This is a genomic window from Pseudomonas sp. G3-39, assembly GCF_054790485.1.
Window position 1 is genome coordinate 5,808,345 of sequence record NZ_CP186497.1, and the last position, 24,168, is coordinate 5,832,512.

The window sequence follows — 24,168 nt, forward strand, 5'->3', positions numbered from 1 at the left end:
CCATGGGCCTGCATTTGAAAGAAGGCGCAGACGACGATCTGGCCGAGAACCACGAAATCAACGTCACGCCGTTCATCGACGTGATGCTGGTGCTGCTGATCATCTTCATGGTGGCCGCACCGCTGGCCACTGTCGACATCAAAGTCGACCTGCCGGCCTCGACCGCCAAACCGGCGCCGCGGCCAGAGAAACCGGTGTTCCTCAGCGTCAAGGCTGACCAGCGCCTGTACATCGGCGACGATGAAGTGAAAGCCGAAACCCTTGGCGCCGTGCTCGACGCCAAGACCCAGGGCAAGAAAGACACCACCATCTTCTTCCAGGCCGACAAGGGCGTGGACTACGGCGACCTGATGAGCGTGATGGATAAATTGCGTTCCGCCGGTTACCTGAAGGTGGGTCTGGTGGGCCTTGAGAGCGCAGCCAAGAAATGATCACGACGCGCCATAAGCTGACGCGTTACAGCGGTAGCCTGGCCGTGGTGCTGGGCGTTCACGCGCTGGCCATCGCGCTGGCGCTGAACTGGACCGCCCGCCCGCCCATCGAACTGCCGCCGCAGGCAATGATGGTTGAGCTGGCACCGGTTCCGACCCCGCCACCGCCTGCTCCGCCGAAAGTCGTCACACCGCCGCAGCCACCGGCTCCGGTCGAAGAGTTGCCGATTCCGAAACTGGCTGAAGCACCCAAGGCCGAGATTGCCGTACCGAAGCCCAAACCCAAGCCAAAGCCGAAACCGCAGCCGCCCAAACCGGTGGAGAAAAAACCGGAGCCGGTGAAGGAAAAACCTTCCGAGGAAAAACCGGCGGAGACGCAGCCGACCCAGGCCCCGACGGAGAAATCCGCCCAGCCGGCACCGGGCCCGTCGCCCGCACAAATGGCCGCCAAGGCCAGCTGGCAAAACACCCTGCTCGCGCACTTGGGCAAGTACAAAAAGTACCCGCAAAGCGCACAGGCACGGGGCAAGGAAGGCTTGAACCGTCTGCGTTTCGTCGTCGACGCTGAAGGCAATGTGTTGTCGTTCGAACTGGTGGGCCGCTCGGGCAACGCCGATCTGGACCGGGCCACCCTGGAAATGATCCGCCGCGCACAACCGCTGCCCAAGCCACCGGCCGACATGCTGAACAATGGCTCGATCGAAATTGTCGCGCCGTTTGTGTACTCGCTGGATAAACGCCGCTAACGCGATGCAAAACCTGTGGGAGCTGGCTTGCCAGCGATTGCAGTGTGTCAGACAAGGATTATGAACTGACCCTCCGCTATCGCTGGCAAGCCAGCTCCCACAAGTTTCTGTGTCAGCCAGAAGAACCCGACCCAAAAGGCACCGAAAGGTGCCTTTTGCCTATCTGGCAACGGCAAACTCACATTGCCCGGTGTCGCATTCCTCACTCAGTCTGATAACGTGCGTCTATCGATTGCAGCCGTTATGCTTGGCCCGCAACTTCATGGACGCTTGCTATGACCCTCACAGAATTACGCTACATCGTTACCCTCGCCCAAGAGCAGCACTTCGGCCACGCCGCCGAGCGTTGCCACGTCAGTCAGCCGACCCTGTCGGTGGGCGTGAAAAAACTTGAAGACGAACTCGGTGTGCTGATTTTCGAGCGCAGTAAAAGCGCCGTGCGCCTGACCCCGGTCGGCGAAGGCATTGTCGCCCAGGCGCAGAAAGTCCTGGAGCAGGCGCAAGGTATCCGTGAACTGGCCCAGGCCGGCAAGAACCAGCTGACCGCCCCGCTGAAAGTCGGCGCGATCTACACCGTCGGGCCGTACCTGTTCCCGCACCTGATTCCACAACTGCACCGGGTCGCCCCGCAGATGCCGTTGTACATCGAAGAAAACTTCACCCACGTGCTGCGCGACAAACTGCGCAACGGCGAGCTCGACGCGATCATCATCGCCCTGCCGTTCAACGAAGCCGACGTGCTGACCCTGCCGCTGTACGACGAGCCGTTCTACGTCTTGATGCCAGCCCAGCACCCGTGGACGCAAAAAGAATCCATCGACCCGGGCCTGCTCAACGACAAGAGCCTGCTCCTGCTCGGCGAAGGCCACTGCTTCCGCGACCAGGTGCTTGAGGCCTGCCCGACCCTGACCAAGGGCAACGACGGCGCCAAACACACCACAGTGGAATCCAGCTCGCTGGAGACCATCCGCCACATGGTCGCCTCCGGCCTGGGGATCTCGATCCTGCCGTTGTCGGCTGTCGACAGCCATCACTACGCCCCGGGCGTGATCGAAGTACGCCCGCTGTCGGCGCCGGTGCCATTCCGCACCGTGGCGATTGCCTGGCGCGCGAGCTTCCCGCGGCCGAAAGCCATCGAAATCCTCGCCGACTCCGTTCGCCTGTGCTCGGTGGCCAAACCCGCCGCGCCGGTCACGGCCGGTTAAGCCAGAGTCATGACTGAGCTGTCGCAAGTGTCGGTGACGGCACTCAAGGGTGTCGGCGAAGCCATGGCCGAGAAACTGGCCAAGGTCGGCCTGGAGAATCTCCAGGACGTGCTGTTTCACCTGCCGCTGCGTTATCAGGATCGCACCCGCGTGGTGCCGATCGGCCACTTGCGACCGGGCCAGGACGCGGTGGTCGAAGGCACCGTCAGCGGTGCCGACGTGGTCATGGGCCGGCGCCGCAGCCTCGTCGTGCGCATGCAGGACGGCACCGGCGGCCTGAGCCTGCGCTTCTACCATTTCAGCAATGCACAGAAAGAAGGCCTCAAGCGCGGCACGCGGATTCGCTGCTACGGCGAAGTCCGGCCCGGCGCTTCGGGGCTGGAAATCTATCACCCGGAATACCGCGCCATCACCGGTGACGAACCGCCGCCGGTGGACGAAACCCTGACCCCGGTTTACCCGCTCACCGAAGGCCTGACCCAACAGCGCCTGCGCCAGTTGTGCATGCAGACCCTGACGCTGCTCAAGCCAAACACCCTGCCCGACTGGCTGCCGACCGAACTGGCCCGCGACTACCAACTGGCGCCGCTGGCCGACGCGATCCGCTACCTGCACAACCCGCCCGCCGATGCCGATGTCGATGAGCTGGCCCTCGGTCATCACTGGGCCCAGCATCGGCTGGCCTTCGAGGAGCTGCTGACCCATCAACTGTCGCAACAGCGTCTGCGCGAAAGCATGCGTTCGCTGCGCGCGCCGGCGATGCCGAAGGCGAAAAAACTGCCACCGAAATACCTGGCCAACCTCGGCTTCAACCCGACCGGCGCGCAACAACGCGTGGGCAACGAAATCGCCTACGACCTCAGCCAGCACGAACCGATGCTGCGGCTGATTCAGGGCGATGTTGGCGCGGGCAAAACCGTGGTCGCCGCCCTCGCGGCACTGCAAGCGCTGGAGGCCGGTTATCAGGTCGCGCTGATGGCGCCGACCGAGATCCTTGCCGAGCAACACTTCATCACCTTCAAGCGCTGGCTCGAACCGCTGGGCATCGACGTCGCATGGCTGGCAGGCAAGCTCAAGGGCAAGAACCGCGTCGCCGCACTGGAACAGATCGCCAGCGGCACGCCGATGGTGGTCGGCACCCACGCGCTGTTCCAGGATGAAGTGCAGTTCAAGAACCTGGCGCTGGTGATCATCGACGAACAACACCGCTTTGGCGTGCAGCAGCGTCTGGCGCTGCGGCAGAAAGGCGTCGGCGGGCGCATGTGCCCGCACCAATTGATCATGACTGCCACGCCGATTCCACGCACGCTGGCGATGAGCGCCTACGCCGACCTCGACACCTCGATCCTCGACGAACTGCCGCCCGGCCGAACCCCGGTCAACACCGTGCTGGTCACCGACACCCGCCGCGTCGAAGTCATCGAACGGGTGCGCAGCGCCTGCGCCGAAGGGCGTCAGGCGTATTGGGTGTGCACGCTGATCGAAGAGTCGGAAGAGCTGACCTGTCAGGCCGCCGAAACCACCTTCGAAGACCTGACCGCCGCCCTCGGCGAGCTGAAAGTCGGGCTGATCCACGGGCGCATGAAGCCTGCCGAGAAAGCAGCGGTCATGGCCGAGTTCAAGGCCGGCAACCTGCAACTGCTGGTCGCCACCACGGTGATTGAGGTCGGCGTCGACGTGCCCAACGCCAGCCTGATGATCATCGAAAACCCCGAGCGCCTCGGCCTCGCGCAGTTGCACCAGTTGCGCGGTCGCGTCGGCCGGGGCAGCGCGGTCAGCCATTGCGTGCTGCTCTACCATCCGCCGCTGTCGCAGATAGGCCGCCAGCGCCTGGGCATCATGCGCGAGACCAACGACGGTTTCGTCATCGCCGAAAAAGACCTCGAACTGCGCGGCCCCGGCGAAATGCTCGGCACCCGTCAGACCGGTCTGCTGCAATTCAAGGTCGCCGACCTGATGCGCGACGCCGATCTGCTACCCGCCGTGCGCGATGCTGCGCAAGCGCTGCTGGAACGCTGGCCGACTCACGTCAGCCCATTGCTCGACCGTTGGTTGCGCCACGGGCAGCAATACGGCCAAGTGTGAGCACCGTCGCAGTTTGTGCAGGATCGTTCCTACAGAGCTGGTTATACTCCTGCCATTGTTTCAAAAACGGATACAGACCATGACTGACGCAGCTCTCGCCCCCGAACTCCCGCACGCGCCGTCTGTAATTCGGCTGCTGCTCGGCAAGCTGGGGATCGCCTACGAAGAAGTGCTCGACCACCACGGCCTCAACGCTTCGCGCAAGGTACAAGCCGTGTTGCTGGACGATGCCGTCGGCGCGCTGATGGTGCTGTTTCCGCAGAGCCAGTTGCTCGACCTCAACCGCCTCGCCGAACTCACTGGCCGACGCCTGACCGCCGTGTCCACCGAGCGCCTGGAAAAGATGCTCGGCAAACACAGCCTGAGCCTGCTGCCGGGCCTGCCGGCGCTGACCAGTTCGCCGTGTCTCTACGAAGAGAGCCTGCTGCGCGAACCGAAGCTGCTGATCAACTCCGGCGAGCCGGGCCTGCTGCTGGAAATCACCAGCGAAGCCTTCAAGAGCATGCTGACCAAGGCCAGCGCCGCCAACTTCGGCGAAGCCCTGAGCAGCATCCGCCCGAACCTTGATCGCCCGGACGATGACCGCGAGGAAATCACCCAGGCCGTGCAGGCATTCACAGCACGCCGGATCCAGCAGCGTCTGGAAGCGACCATCGAAATTCCGCCGCTGGCTGAGACCGCGCAAAAAATCATCAAGCTGCGCGTCGACCCCAACGCCACCATCGACGACATCACCGGCGTGGTCGAAACCGACCCGGCGCTGGCTGCACAAGTGGTGAGCTGGGCGGCGTCGCCGTACTACGCTTCGCCGGGCAAGATCCGCTCGGTGGAAGACGCGATCGTTCGCGTACTGGGCTTCGATCTGGTGATCAACCTGGCGCTGGGTCTGGCCCTCGGCAAGACCCTGAGCCTGCCGAAAGACCACCCGCAACACACCACGCCGTACTGGCAGCAGTCGATCTACACCGCCGCCGTCATCGAAGGCCTGACCCGCGCCATGCCGCGCGCCCAGCGCCCGGAAGCCGGCCTGACCTATCTGGCCGGTCTGCTGCACAACTTCGGCTACCTGCTGCTGGCTCACGTGTTCCCGCCGCACTTCTCGCTGATCTGCCGCCACCTGGAGGTCAACCCGCACCTGTGCCACAGCTACATCGAGCAACACCTGCTCGGTATCAGCCGCGAACAGATCGGCTCGTGGCTGATGCGCTACTGGGACATGCCCGATGAACTGGCCACCGCCCTGCGCTTCCAGCACGACCCGAGCTACGACGGCGCCTACGCCGAATACCCGAACCTCGTCTGCCTGGCCGTACGCCTGCTGCGCAGCCGCGGCATCGGCTCCGGCCCCGACGAAGACATCCCCGACGCCCTGCTCGACCGCGTCGGCCTGACCCGCGACAAAGCCAACGACGTCGTCAGCAAAGTCCTCGAAGCCGAAGTCCTGCTACGCGAACTGGCCTCACAGTTCAGCCAGGCCTGAAAACTTCGCGAGCAAGCTCGCTCCCACATGGTTTCGGTAACCTCCTGTGGGAGCGAGCCTGCTCGCGAAGAATCCACCTCAATCCAACTGACTCAGCGAAACCCTGTGGTGAGGGGATTTATCCCCGACCGGCTGCGCAGCAGTCGCAAACCCAGCCAACAGGGTGTGTCAGTTATATCGAAGTCTCAGGTTTTGGGGCCGCTGCGCAGCCCATCGGGGATAAATCCCCTCACCACAACAGCCCATCTACTCAAGCCCTTCTACTCAAGCCCATCTACTCAAGCCTTAGGCTTGGCCTTCCTCGGCTTCAAATACTTCATCAATCCCTGAAACCACATCACCAGCGCCGGATTCCCCTTCAGCTGGATCAACTTGTCCTGAATCCCCTGCATAAACGCCAGCTGCTTGTTCTTCGCCTGCATCGTGGCAAAGGCATAACCCGCATCCTTGAACGCAATCGCAAACGCCGGCTCCGCCACCACCCCAGACTTGCTGGTAACGCGCTGATTCTTCACCACGAAATGCCGCGCCACTTTCCCGTCCAGCGTCTGCAGCTGAAACACCAGATCCTTGTCACCCAACTGCTGCTGGAACGCAGGATTTGTCCGGCTGGCCTTCCCCATCAACAAACCCATCATCCACAGAAGAAAACGAAATTTCATGCGCACAGCCTCAAAAGGAAAATGAACGGCCGGGGCAGTGTAAGGGATTCAGACGATAACGCCACTATCTGCCTCTGATGGAAGATGATGCAGCCCATTTCCCGCACGATGACCGCCAAGTCACACTTCTACACCCACCGTCCTACACCTGTTGAAACACATCCCTGTAGGAGCTGCCGAAGGCTGCGATCTTTTGATCTTCCAGCCTGCAAACCTATGGGAAATTTCCTGCAAGGCGTGGTGTTGTGCGTGAACTAGGCAGGCTGGAGCATCGTCGATAGCCTGTGTGTGTCACTGCAAAATCGGTGACTCGGACGTGCAAGTCCAGACTCGTCATGCATTCAGTTATGGCTATTCGCCGGGCGTTTTCCTATGCTCGCGAACTGTTATGGCGGCTGTGTATGGGAGGCCTTCGGGTCTGCCGGTTTCCGAGTCCGGTCTTGCACACCTATACACAGCTGCCACCCTCTCGAAGCAAGCGAAACGGTGTTGGCTCCATAACTCGGAAATACCTATGATCAAACCAACACCCAATCCCCCCGAAACCCCAGACATATCGCCCTACGAATCGCTGGAATCCAAGAAATTCCACGAAGCCGCCGAACGCGCCCTCGACCACCACTTCAAACCGCGCACCGAATCCCAACCCAAACGCGAAACCGGCCTCTTCAGCCTCACCCCCGGCACCGACGCCGAAGCCCTCATGGCCAACGCCTCCGAAGACCTCCTGTCCATCAGCGCCATCGCCTGCGACCTCGCCGACGACCTCCACGGCTCCCGCCGCTCGGTTGCACTGGCCCTGAGCAGAATGGCGGACGGGGTGCGATTGATGGTGGAAGGGACGCTCGACCATATTGAAGTGCGGAACCTGGCGGCCAAGTCGTAGCGGGATTTGCGGATGAAAAAAGGGGACTTTAAGTCCCCTTTCTCAAGTACGTGAGTCACCACTGACAGCCTGTTTCAGGCAAAGCATTCATGTTGCTATCGTGTTCGAATATGTACTTCTTTCCGGACTTACGGTTTGTGTAAACGATTCCGTAAACGAAGGGATCCTGGCTCGCCATTACATAATCACCAGTCACAAGGCCTCCCGACACCTCCTCCCACTTCGTCGTGATTTCGGGGGGCCGATTAGGGTTCGGAAACTCTTCTTCCGAGCCTCCATAGACGAGAGTAAGCGCCTCTTTCGACTTACTGTACCTAACGCTCGCAACTTGCCATTTGGCGCTCGAGTCGTGATACGTCCGCAATTCAAAATTGCTGCTCTTACCCTCTTGTGAACGGAAGCAATAGATCTCCGTTTTGACCTCGCTGTGAGCCACAAGAGGAAAGAGGAACGACAACGCAACAGATAACATCCGGATTGATTTCAAACCGATCATTCCTTCAACGGTTCAGAGGTAACTGAAAGCGCATCCGCACGCTGCAATTCGCGAAATCCTCACGGAACAAACGCTCGCTCATTTCGCAGTGCCCATCCGCATATTGCTTCCAAAGCGGATCATCGAACTCATCCCCTCCCAGTCGCTCAATGGCGGCCGCTAAATTTCTCTCACGATCCTTCCCCACAATCGCAGATGCCGCTTTGTAAAAGCCATCTAGCGGTAAGCCCGTCTGCAGAGCAACCAACTCCCCCAACCGAGCATTGGTTGTTTGCACGAGACACGCGAGCCTTTCGATGGGTGCCTCTGCACCGGGCAAAGCCGACTGATAGATATCCTCGCAAAACGACTCTTTGAAACGCACCCATTTCTTCTGCACATCGGTCAGCTGATTCTTGTCAGCAGGCGCCAAACTGACCAAAACTTTCTTATATTGCTCATTCAACACTGCATCGACTTTCTCGAAAGTCTGCTGACCACAAATGATCAAATCGGGATTGGAAAAACTGTCGGGATTACAGACTTCCTGGGCATGCGCAGGAATCAGCAAAGCAGCAAAAGAAACACCCGCGACCAGCCTACAGAGCGCCTTGAGTTTGATCATGACCCGGATACTCCGCCACTGCGCTCAGCTACCCGAGCAGGAATTTTCAAAGCCTTTCCCGCGTCCGACATACGCGATGCATATTGCTTGTACGCCGATACAGCTCGCTCTTTATCGTTCATAGCCCAATAGCTATCTGCGAGATTCAGGTAAGCCACCGTCCGCGCTGGGTTGTGTGCAATCACCGCATTCAACAGCTCAATGGACTCTGCGTAGTAACCCGCTTCGCCCAGTAAAAACCCAAGGTCGTTGGACCAGCCGGGACGCTGCGGGTAGTAGTACTTTGCGACGATATAGCTATCCGGGGGACAAGTGTCATGCGAGCCGCCGCCCATCAACGCGTAGCTCATCGTATCCTTGAAGGAAGAGTCATCACCCTTTCGGTAGGCTGCCAGCGCCATATCCAGCAAATCAGCCGAATCGACGGTCATCAATTTCTTTCTCACGCCCTTAATACTGCCAGTACGAGCAACCTGCAGCTTCTGCAGCGCTTCACGCCCATCGAAAGAAGCGAGAGTGATGGGGCCCAATGTCTGCACCGGCAACTCCACTACGCTGACAAGCGACCGGTCACAGGAGTCGTTGTTCGCCACTTCCAGGAGAGCTTTCAGCTCAAACTGCTTTGAACCTCTGTTGAAGGCGAACAACAGGTTGAAGTTATAAACCGCGTTATCTTCTTCGCTGGTTACTAGCGCTATGTAATCCCCAGCCTCAACGAACGGCTGCTTGACCACAGCTTCCTCCGCCTGCGGATCAATGACAGTCATGACTCCAGGGCGACCTTTGAGTACATGGACGCTGAAGACACCCTGAAGCGCAGACGAGTACTGACTCTTGATCAGAGGCAGCGCCTTCGACGTATCGAGCAAGATGTTCTCATCACGTGCCTGTACCGGCGCAATCAACAACCGGTTGGAGACCTCGTCCGCATCGCCCGCCAGCACAAAGACGTTTTGCCGAGATTCATCGCCTAATAAGTTTGCCGGGATTTCCTTGAGAACTTGGGGCGCAGCAAGCGCGGGAGAACCCGGTACAGCGACACAACAAGTTAGAGCGCAGAGAACGCTCTGCAATACGCGTTTCACTTTCTTCAATCCTTGATTCAATCAAATGATGTCCAAATACGCACAATAGATCTTGCCCGTTTAAGCACCGGGCTCAAACGAACCGCATTTCAGTTCTTTGATTTGCTCATTCTGAATCGGAATCACACAGGCAAGGCGCTTCTCTCCAAGTCCACGAAGCTCCGTCAAACTGAGCGTCACGTGCAACCCATCCTCGGCAAACACATGATCCTCAAACCCGGCATCGGCATAGTCCGTCCAAAATGCCTTGCCTTCGAGACTGCAGAACCGCTTGGAGGACAGCACTCTCCAACCGCCATTGGGCGCCAATATCTGGACTGTCAGGCATGGGCTGCCAAAGGTGCTGACATAGCGCGCGACGACATCCCCAAATCGATGGGCGTCGGTTCTGGACACTTTGTTGAGATCGACCACATTACCCGGCTCATCAGCGACGATCGTGTCCAGATAAGCCGCACGCTCCAGACTCATTCTGGCCACGCAGTTGTTGATAGTCGTGACATGCGCTGCCATCCCAGGCTCGATTTCCGTGGCTTCTAGCGGGCATGTGGTGTCGCGTAGCTTGATCCAGGCGCGCTGGGATTCTCTGGCCATGGCGACCAGCGCCTTACCCTGCTCAGGGTCACGCCGTTGTTGAGACTCAAACCGTCCCAGCAGTTTCTTGTAGCTGGCATTGAGTTGCGTGTCGGCTTCCTTGCGGGCTGCCTCCACACACCGATCGACCTGGGCGCTAACGGTGATTTCTTTGCAGTCGTCCTCGGCCATCGCAAAAGAGGCAAACAGGCATCCAAAGGACAACGCGATAAAACGCACAAACATGTTCAATTTTTCATTCCCTGAATTGCGGATCGCTCAACTACGCGTCGAGGTATTTTCTGCGTTTTGCCGTCGGCGCTCATCGCGTCGCGGTACTGGCTGTAATAGCGCTGCGCTTCGTCTTTGCGATCAAGGCGCCAGAGCGAGTCGGCTATGTTCAACATCAGTACCGTGCGTTTACCAACTGCCTCAACGCCGCGATAAAACTTCAGCGCCAGCTTATCGTTACCGCCCTCGGCCAAGTAGAAAGCCAAGTCGTTAAAAGCTTGAACATTGCGCGCCGGTGGGTGACAAGCCATATAGGACTCTGGACTTATAGTGCGAAGATTGAATGCGAGTTCTTCCACGCGAGATTGCGACATCTCAATATTTGAGACCTGCTTCAATAAGTCCTTTGGAGACGGCGTCTGCATGACGAGGTCAGGCGCATCCTCTTCCCCAGAAATCCACCGATTGCCCTCCCACTTGCCGTCGCAAAACCTGGCTACGTGCTGACTGAGCACGCAACCGGTCTCCATTGAAATGACCCCGCAACCAGTTTCCTCTGTGGAGATTTCTTCACCCTCTTGGCCAATGACAACGCCATACAGAGTCTGAAGGAGGAGCAATGTTTTCTTGTCAGGGCTTAGCCAGACCTGATGCGTTTCAGTGCCCACCTCGGGTACGTAGAGGGGAAACGTTTTTCCATTGGCGGTAAACGAGGCGACCGCCGACTCTGGAGCAGGCCTGCCCCATGTCTTGTCCTTCAGCGTCACTAAATGCTCGCCAACCCCCACGATCTGAATATTTTCAGACAAGGCATTGGCTGAAGCTGACAGGCTCATGACAATCATCAACCACTTAAGGCTGCCCGCGAGAGGACGGTTCATCCACTCACTCCTCATCCATCGGCGACGATTCCACGTCGGTCATGCTCAGCAGCCGAAATTCATTGTTCACAAATTCGTAGTAACGGTCCCGGTTACCACTTTCCAACGCATTTCCCTGCGCATCTTCTTCGCCGTCGAGCGTGATGCCGGAGACGATGATCAAGCGGCTGTCGGGCTGGTAAACCATGCCGAACGTGCCGCCGTCGTAAGCATTCGGCAGACCGCCAACCACCTCACCGGCCTGGGCGTCCAGCACCTCACCGCAAATGGCACTTCCGCCACAACCGAGTCTGTGCAGGATGTAATGGCCGGCGAAGTTGACCTTGCCTTGCAGGGCTTGTGCCCGCGCTTGGTCCATCATTGGGCTGCTGTTTTCTTGCGGCACCAGCTTATGGTTGGGGCCGGTGAAAACTGGTGTGACGGTGTAATCCTTGAAAGTTGGGTCGGCAGCGAATGCCATGGCGGTTGAAATTGCCAAGAGACTGCCCGCTACCAGTGACAGCCAGTTCATACGCAACAATAGTGTTTTCACTTCCTATCCTTCGAATTGATCAATTGCAACTCACCATCTCGATACAACACCTCACACCCCACCCACGCAGGGTCCACCTGCGGCATTACCGCCGACGGCTTGCGCAATTCCCGCAACAACGTCGAGCCATGGGACAACCGCCCGCCCATACGCGCAATCACCGCTCGTGCTGCTTGATAGTGCGCATGACGGCCAGGGTCTAGGGTGTCTTCGAGCAAGATGTCCTCGCCGAGAATGCCTTGCACTTGTCCCGGATAAATCATGAACCCGGTGGCCTGCTCCGCACCTTCGCGACCGTCCTGCCAAAAGCTGCCATCGCGGGTGCGCACATTGGGGTGCGGTGCAAACCAATGTTCGCGGTCCGCCAGTGGCATGGCGTGATGAAGCCGGAAGAAGATGCGCATCAGGTTGTCGCGATACCACTCGCGCACTTGCAAGTAATAACCGCGCAGGCCCGGCAGGCCGGTCGAGTGCGCGAGGCGGATCAGTCCGGGCCATTGCGGGAATGGCTGTAGCGGCAGCTCGCTCGACGCAGGTCGAGGCGTGGCCGGATCGGTTTCCCATGGCAGTCGATGAGGACTGTTTTCCAGGTTGTCGTAAGCGGTCGGCGGGCGGCCCAGCCAGTCGCCGCCACTGCTCGCCAGCGCCGTGGCAATGCACAGATTGCCTTGCACGACGAACACGTAAAACCGTGTGAACCAGTCCGCCAATTGCTGACCATCGGCAGCTTGGGCGACGAGTTCGGCCAGTTCCCGATCGAAGCGCTGCAAGCCGTTTTCAAGATTCAGCAAATGGCCGCGAGCCTTGCGTTGCATACGTAAAAACAGCGGCAAAGAACGCAGCATCTTCAGCGGTTGCCACGGCAGATGCGGCGTCGCTCCGCCAACTTCACCGGCGTAGTTAGCGGCGCTGATGCCCCAGTCGGCCAACCGGGCAAGAAACAGATCATTGTTGATGTAGGAAGCACCGCCGAACACAGCAGTGAATGGCTCGTTGTCCTGCAACACTCGCGCATCCCAGCGCGCCATGATCGCCGGGATACTCGCTGCCGCGCGGCGCTGGGCGTACTCGACCAGCACGCTCGGTTGCGGCGGCAGGATCTCGGCGATGTTGGCGGCGGTCAGGTGCCGGCGCCAGCCATAATCGCTGATCGGCCGGTATTGCAGCAGCCACAGTTGCGAGCCGTCCCAGGCCCATTCGACGTCGCCGGGCACGTAGTGGAACACGCGCAACACGTCTTGCAGAAAGCACCACAGCAGGTCTTCGGTCAAGCCGTGGGACGGCGTGAACGTGCCGCTGCGCCAGGCATCACCAAGCCGCGAAAGCGTTGCTTGTGAGGGGCTGACGTGACCGTCGGCCAGCGTTTCGAGATGGCCTTCAACCCACTCCAGCTCTACCGAGAGATGGCGCACGAACGCGATCCCGGAAACTACCGGCGTGATGAAGCGCTGCACCACCACTTCCTCGACGCCTTCGGCCGTCAGTTCGGCGATGCGTTTCGACACATTGGCGGTCGGCTCGCGCAGATAGGTTGTGCTCAAACCGGCATTTGCCGAATCGGCCTGATCCTCGCCATAACTGGAGGAGCGCACCGCCCAGGTCACGTCGGGTTGGGCAGCGAGAAATGCTGGCAGACGCGGATCATTGCAATCGTTGAGGGTCAGCGCCGCCGGCACCGCTTGCCGGGCCAGTTCAGCCAAGCGCAAACGCCCGCCCTTGGTGTGCGCGACAAACCCGCGCTCGCCCGACTCCAGCCACTGCGCGAACTGCGCAGGCGAGTCGATCCACGGGTAATGGCCCCAACCGGGTTTGAGGCTGATAGTCAGATCAGCGCGAGCGAGAATCGCCGACCACGCCGCCGCTTGCTCGATGCCGAGCACAGCGTCCTGATCGCCCCAGACCAGCTCGACCGGATCGGTGATCCACTCCAGCAGCGGCAGCGCAGTGTCGGCACGAATCAGATCCCAATGCGGAACGAACGCACGGCAGCGCGCATAACCGGCGCCCATGCGCTGGTATTGCGCGGGGGTCCAGGTCTGGTTGGAGAACTTGCGCGCGAACAGCGCGGGTTTGTTCGACAGCAGCCAGTGAATGGTCTTGCGAATCGGCAGCGGCGACATCAGCGCCGGCAACCGCCGCTGCCATAGAAACGCACCGACTGGCGCCAACAAAACGCTGCGGGAGAAGTGCCCCGGCCGACGTTGCAACGCATGCAACACCAGCAACGCATTGACCCCGACCGCCATGATCGCGCTGCCCTGCTGTGTCATCGCCAGCAAGGTCTGCGCGTAGTCCGCCAGATCCTCGCAGGGCGGCTGCAGGTTGGCGCCGAAGCCCGGCAGCTCCAGCGGCACCACGTCGTAACGCTGAAAGTGCGGCAGCGCGTCACTCCACCAATCGGCGGCGCTGCCGTTGCCGGCCAGCAGATACATCAAGGGCTTGCTCATGGACGATCCTCAGGTCAGATCGCGCAGAGCAGCGTCGAGGGTTGGATAACGGAATGTGTAGCCAGCCTCGGTCAAACGCTGCGGCACCACGCGCTGACCATCGAAGAACAACTGCGCCATCTCCCCTGCCAGCGCACGCACTGGCGCGGCGGGAATATGGAACCACACCGGACGCTTGAGGACCTTGCCGGCCTGCTCGGCGAACGCTGCCTGACTGACCGTTTCCGGCGCCACCATGTTGTAGGTACCGCGCAGACTGTCGTCATCGAAAGCCATTGCGATCACCTGAAGCACATCATCGCGATGCACCCAACTCATGATCTGCCGACCATCGCCCATGCGCCCGCCGAAGCCCAAGCGGAACGGCAGCAGCAACGGCGTCAACGCGCCGCCCGGGCCGAAGACCACGCCAAGACGCAGCACCACCTGACGCACGCCAAACTCAGCGGCCGGTTGCGCGGCGGCTTCCCAACGCGCGCAGAGTTCGGCCATGAAACCGTCGCCCTTGCTGGCCTGTTCATCGAGGCTTTCGCTGGCATCGCGCACGCCGTAGAAACCGATGGCCGAGGCCTGAATCCACAGTGCTGGTTTGTGCTCGGTGTTCTTCAACCAAGTCATCAACGCTTCGGTGGTGCCGACTCGGCTGGCGAGCAGTTGCGCCTGACGCTTGGAACTCCAGCGTGGGCCGGCGACGGGCGCGCCAGCGAGATTGATCACTACGTCGAAGGTTTCGTCGTGGCTGAGTTCGCCGAGCGAATGCATACAGCGGACGCGGCCGTTGAACAAGGTGGCGGCGCTCAACGGATCACGCGTTAGAACGCTAATTGAATGACCGGCGTCGAGTAACTGGTGGACTAAAGCTTCACCTATAAACCCTGTGCCGCCGGTGATCAGTACGCGTTTGAAAGCGCCGCCGGCAAACGGGTTGGACAGGCTCGTTGTCTTTACTGCGGGAGACTTCCGGCGGTCATGGCGATACAGCCACACCAGCGGCGGCAACAACACCAGCAACGCAAAACTGTCGAGCCACAGGTGCGACCAGACCTGCTTTTGCGCAGACAGCCACATGTCCTGCGGCGCCCATAACAGGATGCCCGCGATCAACCAACCCCAGACTGCCGGGGCTTTCAAGCGATTGCCCAAGTGCACCAGAGCGAGCATGTACAGCGAATAGCTTTGCAGCGTCGCGCCGAAAAGCGCGAGCCACCAGACTTGTTGTTCGTGGCCGGCCGCAGGTACCGCATCGGCGCCCCAGAATGCGAGTTCCAGGGTGTGCAGATAGCCGTCAAGTAATCCGGAATGCTCGGCCCAGGTCAGGGTGAGGCCGGCGAGAATGTGCACGATTGAGGCGGCGTATAGCCAGAGTACTAACGCGGGGCGAAGGGAGATCGAGGGGGCTGGCATTCCGTGTCCTGAGCGCATTCCTTGGGGGTGGGGAGTTTAAAGGAAATGCGTGGGGTTTCGGGGGTTGTCAGTAGCAGTAGCTGGGTTGGATTGGTGTGGAGGAGTTTTTCTTCAAGTGTTCCAAACCGAAACGGGCGCCATCACTACCCTTCGCGAGGGCCATTTGGTAACAGGCCATGGCTCGAGATGGATCTTTGGTACCCCATTCGCCGCTAGCGAAGGTAGATCCCAACTTGCTGATCGCGTTGGCATTGCCCATTTTTACGGCGCCCATCAGTGCTTGCTCTGCAAGCGCAGGATTTTTGCAGGGACCGTCGGATGTTAGTTCGTTGACATCGCAGTAAAACTCGGAAAGTCCCATCGCACCGTTCGGCAAAGTCGTGGCCGCTGCTTTGAATAGTGACTCCAAAGTATCCGTTGGCACCTGCGGCGCCATGCCCGAGAGGCTCAAAATAGCGGCTTTATAACTGGCAAGTGGGTCTCCGGAGTGTGCTGCACATAACAAGTTTTCCAGCGTGGCCTCATACAACTCAACGGTGCGAGGCTGGTCTTCCGGTGCACCCAATGCTTCGAACGCCTCGGCACGCTGGAAACAGAGACTTTCTTCCTTGCTCATAGTCGGCGTACTCGCCGCGAGCAGGTCTTTCTCGCGAATAGACCAGTCTTCAACGCCTTCAAGCACCCAGCACGCCTGACGGGAAAAATTGAAGACTTTGACGTTGCTCCAGCCGGCGCGTCGATCCACAACAGTTGAGTGGCTGTCGTCGTATTCCCAAATCACAACACCCGGCGTTTTGCGAGATTCAATAGATGCCATCAACGGATAGGCCAATCCGGCGCCCTTCTCGCCCGTGGTCACAGGCTCGAAACGTCCCGGCTCGGCTTTTGGCTTTAACACCATCGACTTGACGGTAAACGCGGTGAGCCGGCGCTGTGCTTCGATATCGGCAGAAAACACCGCCAGGAAGGGTAAGAAATCCTCGGATGGGCAAGCATTACTGGCGCTGACTTTTTCGGATAACTGCGCCGACTGTGCCGGCACAATCTTGTCCAGATACGCCGAGCGCTCGCGGCTCATTCTGGCGATGCACGAGTTAACAGCGAACACATGCGCAGGCATCCCCGTCTCGATCTCGAATGCTTCCAAAGGGCAGTTCGCATCGCGTAATTTCAGCCACGCACGTTGCGACTCTTTGACCTTCGCCGCGTACTCTGCACCCAACGCCGGATCTGCTCGATAGTCAGATTCAAGTCGCGCCATCAACTGCTTGTAGCTAACGTTCAACTGCGCATCGGCAGCCTTCTTCGCCGCCTCCGAGCAGGGCACCATTTCCAGGCTTGAGGTGACATGACTGCAGTCATCCTGCGCGTAGACTGCTGAAACCGGCAGCAGCAGAGTGGCCAGCAGGGTAAAAACAAAACGTTTCACTGTGTTCATCCTTGAGTCATTCAGGCTTTGCGTTTGGTGATTCGGGTGATGCATTGCTTGGGTATGTTCATTTCCCAGTAGGTGCTGAGCAACGCTTCGCGTTTTTTGTCGACGCGCAAGTTAACGAAGCCATCGCCGCAGTCCGGCTGCAACTCTTCGAAGGTGCCAGTTTTGACTTGGTAAATGAACACCAGGTAGTAGTGGTAAGTGCCCATGCCGTCATCGAGTTGCCAGACCGCGAAATCCTGGGCGTCGTCGAAATTGAAATCGTCGAACTGTATGTGGAGTTCGTTTTCGGCTTCAAAATCGATTGTTCGCGACTCGCTGTGCGTTTCGCTTTTAACCGCGATGTTCAGCTTGGAGCCTTCGAGAACCAGCGTCGCGTCGACGCCTTTGGTTGGACTGAACGTGGTGGTTTCGGCTAACGCCGGGATCGTCCACATCAGGAAAATCAGCAATAGCATGATATTTTTCAATTGCATAAACTCGCAATAATTCCACTTGCACCCACCGATGCTAAATTCAATTCATAGTTTTCATCTGCACACCTAATATACGTCACCACAGGGAGAGACACCTTTCAGTAGTCCTCCCCTGACTCCCCCAAAGCTTCAAAGGCCGGGGTAGGTTATTTTTTTTGCAAAAGAACTTTCATCCACCAAATCTTTCTTACTAACACCATACTTATTAATTAAATCGTCACGCGACCCTAACGATCCAAAAGAGCGAAACGAATTACTATAAACGTAATTCACCAACTTTCCATCCAACGAATAATAACCATGCCACTCAGGGCACGCACCACAGCCGCCGTAACCGCCGATGGAAATTAAGCTTCCCTTGCTCCCTTTAACACAAGCCATCGAAACGACCACATTAGAAAGTATCTTCACATTCGATCCGCTGCTGGTCACCTGTGATATTTTATCAACCTTCCGACGGTTCTCTTGTCCATTTATCTTGATTATCTGATCTGTACATACTGGGAGGCCACTGTGATCCTCCGACTTTGCGACGGTGTCATTTTGACAAATAGATACAAGCTCCACCTTCGATCCATCACATTCCAAGATATCTATTTTTTCAGGCAAGCTGGAATTTTGAGCAGAAGCAGCCATTGCCGAGGCACAAAAAAATGCTGCGACACCAACAAGATATTTTTTATTGAAATTCACCACATTACTCCATCAAGTCTGCAATAAAGCCGACCTTCATCGGCAGATCACTTTCACCAGCCAACTCTTGACTTACCATATTATTATACTCTGCAACGACATCCTCCAGCTTCACGGTAGGCTGACCATAAGGAGACCCTGGAAGACTCGCCCACTCTTTATTACATTTTTTAATAGCTGCCTTTATATCCCCTCTCATGATCTCTGGAAGTGCATCTCGACGATATTTCAGAATAACAACGCAGTATCTGTCTTGCATTGCAGGTGTAAAATCTGTAATACCGTGCTCTTCCCGCAGCTTAATGATACCTGGGTCATCCCAAACATATCTCATGACCTGATAGGCGCCGGCAGCAGTAGAAGAGATAACTTGACCGGTTTTCTTAACCGTCTTTTCCATAAGAAGACGAGGATGATCTGCAAACGTTTTTCCATAATCCTTAATAAAGGATTCTCCGCCAAACAGATGCTCATAACCTTCGAGCCCGATCGTTCCTTCACCAATCTTGAGCATTCTCAGGAAAGCCCGAATCCGCGCCTCCTCAATGGTCATAACATGAATTTTCTTCAAGTTATCGATAAATGCTATTGGGTGAAAGTGATAAATGGATTTCGGCAAAGCAATTTGCATTGCCCCTGCCATTTCGTCCCAAAAAACGAGCTTATCTATTCTTTCTTGTTCGAGTTTTAGTACAGTTGGGGATTCTAAAAGGATTTTTTTTAAGCGTGCCCACTTCGGTTCAGATGATTTTGCCTGCCACTCCGTAGGATGATAGGCAATAAGTTTGGTCCAGCGACTCCGTAGTTCTGCGTCTCGGAGCGCCGACTGCAACTCTTCAACAGTAACATTACCGTCCGCCACACCCTTGCTGTCGATTTCCGAGTAAATCTTCTTAAAGAAATCCGGCATCGCATCAACATCGAGAAAACCATCAGCACTTTCGTTATTCTCTTTGACAATGCTGAATCCTAGCCTTTCCCAATCATGTTGACTGATTACCGTGGCACTCTCTTTTTGCAAGAAACCTTCAAGCGAAGTAGTCTCCCCCTTTACTGAAAGCCCAAACCATTCTTTTCCGCTTGAATCTTTTGTAACTTTCACCTTACTCAAAGCTACAATTATTTTTTCCCCAAGAGGTGGCTGCTTTGGAGAAAAAGAGATTTTTCCATCCGCGTCAGTTTTTTCATATAGTACGGTGCCACTTTCAAGAACGAGATGCTGATTACCGCCTGTTAACCCTTTCGGATTTTTTATAAGGCTAGCGATATCATCACTACTGAAGACTTCAAGATGGACCTGACGCTTACTTATTTTCCCGCCACTTGGCCCCGCCAACACCTCATTCAAACCCAGGTAACCAATCGGGTCGCCAGCTTTGATTGCAATATTAGTAAGAACCACGCGATCATAATTAACAGGTATAACTGGCGCCCAATCAACAAGATGATTTGACTTATCATTCTCCACACAAGCCCAAAATGTAGATGGAACAGATCCACCTTTTTTCAATCCAGTAGGAGCGCCTGAGCTACTAGGTACAAAAGTGCACTCAGCCATTTTCAGCAGCTTACCTCTCACATCTAAATTCAGAACTTTTTCACTGTCAAACTCGATAACACTAGAAGTACACAAAACCATTTCTGAACTTATTGGGCTACCTGCTTTTGCACCGTTAACTTGTGACTCTGGCGGATTACGCAATTGCAGGCCTTTCGCGGTGACTGTAGCTCGAACCTTACCCTGCCAATATACAGGTCTCAACCTCTCAGTTTTAGACTCTGATGGGTATTGCGCAAAAGGCAGCAGATGCATATAAAGACTGAAAAAAGTCATTACATCTTCTGAAATCACACCACCTTTTTCAACAGGCCTACCAGGAAACTTATAATCATGCCTCACCAAGCAAAACGAACTTGAATAACGCAATTCGGTACTTGCGCCATCTTGCTCAAATACTGATTTTACGTAGTCTTCATTCAAACGATAGGCAACTACAACGCCGTCAGCAATACACCGAACAGGTTGGACGTCGGTGCATTGTGGCGCACTCAGCTCACTTACATGGATGCCACCATGCCAAAAACTATGCCCACCCAGCAAATAGTTTCCTGATACTTCTTTTTCAAGCACCGAATAGATTTCGTCCGAGCTCTCATATTGACTCCCATCCGCCTTTCGAATTGGAAACTGAAAAGTCATTATTGGTGCAGGGCTATTCTGTTTTGGTGCAGGAACTGGTGCGGGGGACGAAGCTTCACCTGTTCGAAACTCTTCTTTAGCCCTGAGAAACTTTGTAGGAATAGGCCAGTAGAAGGCCGGATCTTTAGTGCCAAAATAAGTAAATGATGGCCCTTTCCTCGTCTGCGCGCCGAAGAACTTTCCTGCGGTACCGGTGGGATTAACGTCAACAACAATGCCGGTATGAAATAACTTGTCCCCACCACCCAGCGGATCTTCATTAATCCAAAGAGCGATATCACCTTTCTTGACGTCTGGCGGAACAACGGTCGTGTAGTACGAGGAATCAACCATTACTCGCGTATCTTGATACGGGATTTTGTAGCCAGCCCCGGTCAGCAACAAATTAACCATGTGCGAGCAGTCGATCAACTTATTACCGGCCGCATTTGTTTTTATGCCATCGCCACCCATCTTGTACACGTAGCCACGGTTTTCGTAATTACCCGTTAAATCTAATGGTTCTGTCATTTCTGCATCCTGCAAATCAATAGCAATGGCTGATTTCTGTGGCGTCAGCGGTTTGCGATTTCAATCTGGTTAAATTACTCAGGGCGATGGCATTTCCTTTACTGGCGGCCAAGCGATAGCAATCCAGTGCTCTGGAGGCATCCTTGGTTACCAATCTTCCGGTCTCGAACGTATCACCCAGTTTATTTTGAGCATCGGAAGAGCCCATCGATGCGGCGCGAATCAATTCCCTTTCTGCTTCTTCAGGATGCTGACAAGGACCCTCGGGGTCGGTGTCATTGCCATAACAATAGAAAGTGGACAATGCAGAAGCTCCGCTTGCCAGAGTAGTAGCGGCGGCCTTGAACAGGGCTTCGACTTTCTCTGTTTCCAATTGAGATGCCATTCCAGAAAGACTCAGACTGGCAGCACTGAGACTTGCCTGAGGATCGCCGGAAGCTGCTGCACACAGGTAGTTTTCCAATGCTGCTTCAAAGAGTTCTCCCGTCAGGGAGTATTTGTCCAGGCCACCAAGGCGCCCGTAACTTCGCGCACGCTGATAGCAAAAGTTCTCGGCGGTACTCAGGGTCGGCGTGGTCGCTTCAACAAGGTCTTTATCATTGATCGACCAGTTCTCGACGCCCTCGAGTACCCAGCATGCCTGACGAGAAAAATTGAAAATCTTGATGTTGCTGTTACCAGCTCGCTTGTCCACAACGTTGACGTGACTGTCGTCGATTGTTTCGACTTCAACCCCGTCTGTCTTGTCTGTGGCTAAAGGTGCCATCAGCGGAAACGCCAATGTGGAACTGCTGATCTCTGTCGTTTGCGGCTGAAGAGTCCCCCCCTCTCCTTCGGGTTTCAAAACCAGCGACTTGATCGTCATCGCAGTCAAACGCTGCTGGGTTTCAGCATTGGTTGAGAATGCCGGAAGAAACTGGGAAAAATCTTCCGACGGGCATTCATCCGCATAAGCGCTGCCATGAAACAGGCTCAACAGCGACGCGGTGGAAACCGCCATCGCGACGCCATTGCTCTTCTTCAAAAAACCATTCATGTCGATCACTCAGAAAACACAAAAAAAGCCTTCGGCTTAACCTTCTCAGGCACCGCATTCCCCAACGCCTGATCCATTAAACTCCCCGCCTTATCCTTATCCGCCGCCCCCGGCAGCACCGGCGGCTTAATCCCGATGCCAGTCCCACTCCCCGGCGACCCACCCGCATTAATCTTCACCACCGGCCCAACCACCGTCACACCACCGCCATCAAGCTTGATAAAGCTCCCACCACCAAGAATGGTCAGCTCCGTCCCCGCCTCAATAACAATCTTGTCCCCAGCCTTGAGGTGAATCTCTTTCCCCACGCTGGTGAGCTGCGCAGTCCCCAGCTTCACATGCTGGTTCTGCCCAACCGTGAGGTGATCATCCAGCTTCGCTTCAACCTTGCGGTCGGAAATCGTCGTGCGGTGTTCTTCAGCCTTGAGCTCGGTGTAAGTGTTCTTCACCACGGTGTCGTGACGTTCGTTGCCGACACGAATCTTCTGGTCGTGCTCGATGTTCTCGTCCCAGTCGCGCTGGGCGTGGATGTAGATCTGCTCCGCGCCTTTCTTGTCTTCGATGCGCAGTTCGTTATAACCGCCGCCGCCCGGGGAGCTGAGGGTTTTGAAGACGCTGCGGGTTTTGTTTGCCGGCAGGGCGTACGGCACCGGGTTTTCCTTGTGGTACAGGCAGCCGGTGACGAGGGGTTGGTCGGGGTCGCCTTCGAGGAAGGTGACGAGGACTTCCATGCCGATGCGCGGGATGCTGATGGCGCCGTAGCGGTCGCCGGCCCAGGAGCTGGAGACGCGCAGCCAGCAGCTGGTTTTGTCGTCGGCCAGGCCTTCGCGGTCCCAGTGGAATTGCACTTTGATGCGGCCGTATTGGTCGCAGTGGATTTCTTCGCCTTTGGGGCCGGTGACCATGGCGGTCTGGCTGCCGAGCACGCGCGGTTTCGGGTGTTCGAGGGCCGGGCGGTAGAACACGTCCCACGGGGTGGCGAGGAAGGTGTTGCGGTAGCCCTGGTGGAAGTCGTCCTTGTTGTCGGTGGTGTCGCTGGTCACGCCTTCTTCGAGGACTTGCGGCTGTTTGCCTTCGTGGAAGATTTCGGTGAGCAGCCACAGGTCGTTCCACTCGCTGCGCGGGTGGTCGGACATGGCCATGAAGTGGCCGCTGACCAGTTTGGTCTGGTCGCCACGACCTTCGGCCTGGCGGTAGTCGGCGCGATGGCGTTCGAGGGCGCGCTGGCTGAGGAACTTGCCGCGCGCACGGTCGATGAAGCGGCCCGGGTAGTCGTAGTCTTCCAGATCCGGTTCAGTGCTCTCGCCATCCGGTTTGTACGCCGCTTCCATTTGCAGACGTGGTTTTTCGAAGTCGTAGTCGCGGCGCGTGGTGCGGCTGGTGCGGGTTTCCAGGCGCAGTTTGAAGCCTTTGATCACCGGCTCTTCAGCGACCATGCCGCTGCCCTGTATGTAGGCGGTCGGCTGGCCGAGGTCGGGGAACACGGTCTGGTCGTCGCCGAACACCAGCAGGTGGCCCTTGTCGCTGTGCTGGAAGTGGTAGTGAATACCCTCCTCCTCGCACAGGCGCTGGACGAAGTGCAGATCGGTTTCGTCGTACTGCACGCAGTAGTCGCGATCCGGGCACGGCTGGCTCAGCTGGAAGCTGTAGGCGTTGCCCTTGATCCCGTGTTCGTCGAGGATCAGCGCGATGATTTTCGGCGCCGACATCTGCTGGTAAATGCGCTGGTTGGTGCGGTGATGCAGGTATTGCAGTTGCGGCACCAGCGAGACCTTGTAGCGGGTCAGGCGCTTGCCGGCATCACCCTGGGCGACGCGGTAGATCTGCCCGTGAATGCCTGACCCTTGTGGATCGAATGCGAGGAACGCCTGCTTGTGCAGGAGTTTTTCCAGATCCAGATCGGGGTTTTCGCTGACCAGTTCGAGGTCGAAGCGAAACGGCTGGCTGATGCCTTCGGTGCCGGTGAACGACAGCACTTGCAGGTCGCCCACGTAGTCTTCGACCTTGAGGCTGAAGTGGGTTTCGTTAGCTGGGTTGAACATAAAGCGCTCCCTGTTCGAATGTCGTCCG

The 24,168-nt window shown here is 57.1% G+C and carries 20 protein-coding genes; 6 read left to right on the top strand and 14 right to left on the bottom strand.

Annotation, left to right across the window (positions count from 1 at the left end; translation table 11 throughout):
- Positions 1-2: 2 nt before the first annotated feature.
- The 5 genes from exbD (at position 3) to ACOYXG_RS26330 (ending at position 5,947) form a co-directional block, all read left to right on the top strand.
- The gene (gene exbD, locus ACOYXG_RS26310) at positions 3-431 is read left to right on the top strand and encodes a TonB system transport protein ExbD (protein WP_047297280.1); all 429 of its coding nucleotides are present in this window, start codon (positions 3-5) and stop codon (positions 429-431) included.
- Positions 428-1,177 (top strand): energy transducer TonB family protein, encoded by a 750-nt coding sequence (locus tag ACOYXG_RS26315; RefSeq protein WP_247839635.1) that lies wholly within the window; start codon positions 428-430, stop codon positions 1,175-1,177. Before exbD ends, ACOYXG_RS26315 begins: the two co-directional genes overlap by 4 nt.
- Positions 1,178-1,452: 275 nt before the next feature.
- Entirely contained in the window at positions 1,453-2,382 is a 930-nt protein-coding gene (locus ACOYXG_RS26320; RefSeq protein WP_007962352.1) for a hydrogen peroxide-inducible genes activator, read from the top strand.
- 9 nt (positions 2,383-2,391) lie between these two features.
- A complete protein-coding gene (gene recG, locus ACOYXG_RS26325) occupies positions 2,392-4,467 on the top strand; it encodes an ATP-dependent DNA helicase RecG (RefSeq protein WP_027610400.1) in 2,076 nt (691 codons plus the stop codon).
- Between the two features lie 79 nt (positions 4,468-4,546).
- Positions 4,547-5,947: an aminoacyl-tRNA deacylase and HDOD domain-containing protein gene (locus ACOYXG_RS26330; protein WP_198758392.1), complete on the top strand. Its 1,401-nt coding sequence runs from the start codon at positions 4,547-4,549 to the stop codon at positions 5,945-5,947.
- Between the two features lie 278 nt (positions 5,948-6,225).
- Here ACOYXG_RS26330 and ACOYXG_RS26335 read toward each other — a convergent pair whose 3' ends face one another.
- A complete protein-coding gene (locus ACOYXG_RS26335) occupies positions 6,226-6,609 on the bottom strand; it encodes a helicase (RefSeq protein WP_460354865.1) in 384 nt (127 codons plus the stop codon).
- Positions 6,610-7,123: 514 nt separating this feature from the next.
- Here ACOYXG_RS26335 and ACOYXG_RS26340 point away from each other — a divergent pair.
- Complete coding sequence (locus ACOYXG_RS26340) at positions 7,124-7,495, top strand: DUF6124 family protein (protein ID WP_027610398.1); 372 nt, start codon at positions 7,124-7,126, stop codon at positions 7,493-7,495.
- Between the two features lie 500 nt (positions 7,496-7,995).
- On the opposite strand, the gene ACOYXG_RS26345 is transcribed toward ACOYXG_RS26340, so the two are convergent.
- The 13 genes from ACOYXG_RS26345 to ACOYXG_RS26405 form a co-directional block, all read right to left on the bottom strand.
- A complete protein-coding gene (locus tag ACOYXG_RS26345) occupies positions 7,996-8,595 on the bottom strand; it encodes a lysozyme inhibitor LprI family protein (RefSeq protein ID WP_134784993.1) in 600 nt (199 codons plus the stop codon).
- Positions 8,592-9,680 carry a tetratricopeptide repeat protein gene (locus ACOYXG_RS26350; protein ID WP_460354868.1) on the bottom strand — a complete coding sequence of 363 codons (1,089 nt, stop codon included), beginning with the start codon at positions 9,678-9,680 and terminating at the stop codon, positions 8,592-8,594. Before ACOYXG_RS26350 ends, ACOYXG_RS26345 begins: the two co-directional genes overlap by 4 nt.
- Before the next feature lie 60 nt (positions 9,681-9,740).
- The gene (locus ACOYXG_RS26355; protein WP_460354871.1) at positions 9,741-10,499 is read right to left on the bottom strand and encodes a lysozyme inhibitor LprI family protein; all 759 of its coding nucleotides are present in this window, start codon (positions 10,497-10,499) and stop codon (positions 9,741-9,743) included.
- A 2-nt stretch (positions 10,500-10,501) separates the two neighbouring features.
- Complete coding sequence (locus tag ACOYXG_RS26360) at positions 10,502-11,365, bottom strand: tetratricopeptide repeat protein (protein ID WP_460354874.1); 864 nt, start codon at positions 11,363-11,365, stop codon at positions 10,502-10,504.
- Between the two features lie 4 nt (positions 11,366-11,369).
- The gene (locus tag ACOYXG_RS26365; RefSeq protein WP_460358554.1) at positions 11,370-11,825 is read right to left on the bottom strand and encodes a hypothetical protein; all 456 of its coding nucleotides are present in this window, start codon (positions 11,823-11,825) and stop codon (positions 11,370-11,372) included.
- Positions 11,826-11,893: 68 nt separating this feature from the next.
- The gene (locus tag ACOYXG_RS26370) at positions 11,894-14,344 is read right to left on the bottom strand and encodes an alpha/beta hydrolase (RefSeq protein WP_460354876.1); all 2,451 of its coding nucleotides are present in this window, start codon (positions 14,342-14,344) and stop codon (positions 11,894-11,896) included.
- 9 nt (positions 14,345-14,353) lie between these two features.
- Positions 14,354-15,748: a TIGR01777 family oxidoreductase gene (locus tag ACOYXG_RS26375; RefSeq protein WP_460354878.1), complete on the bottom strand. Its 1,395-nt coding sequence runs from the start codon at positions 15,746-15,748 to the stop codon at positions 14,354-14,356.
- A 67-nt stretch (positions 15,749-15,815) separates the two neighbouring features.
- On the bottom strand, positions 15,816-17,177 hold the full coding sequence (locus ACOYXG_RS26380) for a lysozyme inhibitor LprI family protein (protein WP_103368536.1): 1,362 nt from the start codon (positions 17,175-17,177) through the stop codon (positions 15,816-15,818).
- A 20-nt stretch (positions 17,178-17,197) separates the two neighbouring features.
- Positions 17,198-17,641 (bottom strand): XAC2610-related protein, encoded by a 444-nt coding sequence (locus ACOYXG_RS26385; RefSeq protein ID WP_310650495.1) that lies wholly within the window; start codon positions 17,639-17,641, stop codon positions 17,198-17,200.
- Positions 17,642-17,788: 147 nt separating this feature from the next.
- Entirely contained in the window at positions 17,789-18,352 is a 564-nt protein-coding gene (locus ACOYXG_RS26390) for a hypothetical protein (protein ID WP_256584950.1), read from the bottom strand.
- A 4-nt stretch (positions 18,353-18,356) separates the two neighbouring features.
- Positions 18,357-21,062 carry a glycoside hydrolase family 24 protein gene (locus tag ACOYXG_RS26395; protein WP_460354883.1) on the bottom strand — a complete coding sequence of 902 codons (2,706 nt, stop codon included), beginning with the start codon at positions 21,060-21,062 and terminating at the stop codon, positions 18,357-18,359.
- Between the two features lie 16 nt (positions 21,063-21,078).
- A complete protein-coding gene (locus ACOYXG_RS26400) occupies positions 21,079-22,098 on the bottom strand; it encodes a tetratricopeptide repeat protein (RefSeq protein ID WP_460354886.1) in 1,020 nt (339 codons plus the stop codon).
- 5 nt (positions 22,099-22,103) lie between these two features.
- On the bottom strand, positions 22,104-24,140 hold the full coding sequence (locus ACOYXG_RS26405; protein ID WP_460354888.1) for a type VI secretion system Vgr family protein: 2,037 nt from the start codon (positions 24,138-24,140) through the stop codon (positions 22,104-22,106).
- Positions 24,141-24,168: the final 28 nt, after the last annotated feature.

What these genes read in the sequence shown, in the direction of transcription:
- exbD (WP_047297280.1), top strand. Translation starts at nt 3, where the DNA reads ATGGGCCTGCATTTGAAAGAAGGCGCAGACGACGATCTGGCCGAGAAC.
- ACOYXG_RS26315 (WP_247839635.1), top strand. Translation starts at nt 428, where the DNA reads ATGATCACGACGCGCCATAAGCTGACGCGTTACAGCGGTAGCCTGGCC.
- ACOYXG_RS26320 (WP_007962352.1), top strand. Translation starts at nt 1,453, where the DNA reads ATGACCCTCACAGAATTACGCTACATCGTTACCCTCGCCCAAGAGCAG.
- recG (WP_027610400.1), top strand. Translation starts at nt 2,392, where the DNA reads ATGACTGAGCTGTCGCAAGTGTCGGTGACGGCACTCAAGGGTGTCGGC.
- ACOYXG_RS26330 (WP_198758392.1), top strand. Translation starts at nt 4,547, where the DNA reads ATGACTGACGCAGCTCTCGCCCCCGAACTCCCGCACGCGCCGTCTGTA.
- ACOYXG_RS26335 (WP_460354865.1), bottom strand. Translation starts at nt 6,609, where the DNA reads ATGAAATTTCGTTTTCTTCTGTGGATGATGGGTTTGTTGATGGGGAAG.
- ACOYXG_RS26340 (WP_027610398.1), top strand. Translation starts at nt 7,124, where the DNA reads ATGATCAAACCAACACCCAATCCCCCCGAAACCCCAGACATATCGCCC.
- ACOYXG_RS26345 (WP_134784993.1), bottom strand. Translation starts at nt 8,595, where the DNA reads ATGATCAAACTCAAGGCGCTCTGTAGGCTGGTCGCGGGTGTTTCTTTT.
- ACOYXG_RS26355 (WP_460354871.1), bottom strand. Translation starts at nt 10,499, where the DNA reads ATGTTTGTGCGTTTTATCGCGTTGTCCTTTGGATGCCTGTTTGCCTCT.
- ACOYXG_RS26360 (WP_460354874.1), bottom strand. Translation starts at nt 11,365, where the DNA reads ATGAACCGTCCTCTCGCGGGCAGCCTTAAGTGGTTGATGATTGTCATG.
- ACOYXG_RS26365 (WP_460358554.1), bottom strand. Translation starts at nt 11,825, where the DNA reads ATGGCATTCGCTGCCGACCCAACTTTCAAGGATTACACCGTCACACCA.
- ACOYXG_RS26370 (WP_460354876.1), bottom strand. Translation starts at nt 14,344, where the DNA reads ATGAGCAAGCCCTTGATGTATCTGCTGGCCGGCAACGGCAGCGCCGCC.
- ACOYXG_RS26375 (WP_460354878.1), bottom strand. Translation starts at nt 15,748, where the DNA reads ATGCCAGCCCCCTCGATCTCCCTTCGCCCCGCGTTAGTACTCTGGCTA.
- ACOYXG_RS26385 (WP_310650495.1), bottom strand. Translation starts at nt 17,641, where the DNA reads ATGCTATTGCTGATTTTCCTGATGTGGACGATCCCGGCGTTAGCCGAA.
- ACOYXG_RS26395 (WP_460354883.1), bottom strand. Translation starts at nt 21,062, where the DNA reads ATGACAGAACCATTAGATTTAACGGGTAATTACGAAAACCGTGGCTAC.
- ACOYXG_RS26400 (WP_460354886.1), bottom strand. Translation starts at nt 22,098, where the DNA reads ATGAATGGTTTTTTGAAGAAGAGCAATGGCGTCGCGATGGCGGTTTCC.
- ACOYXG_RS26405 (WP_460354888.1), bottom strand. Translation starts at nt 24,140, where the DNA reads ATGTTCAACCCAGCTAACGAAACCCACTTCAGCCTCAAGGTCGAAGAC.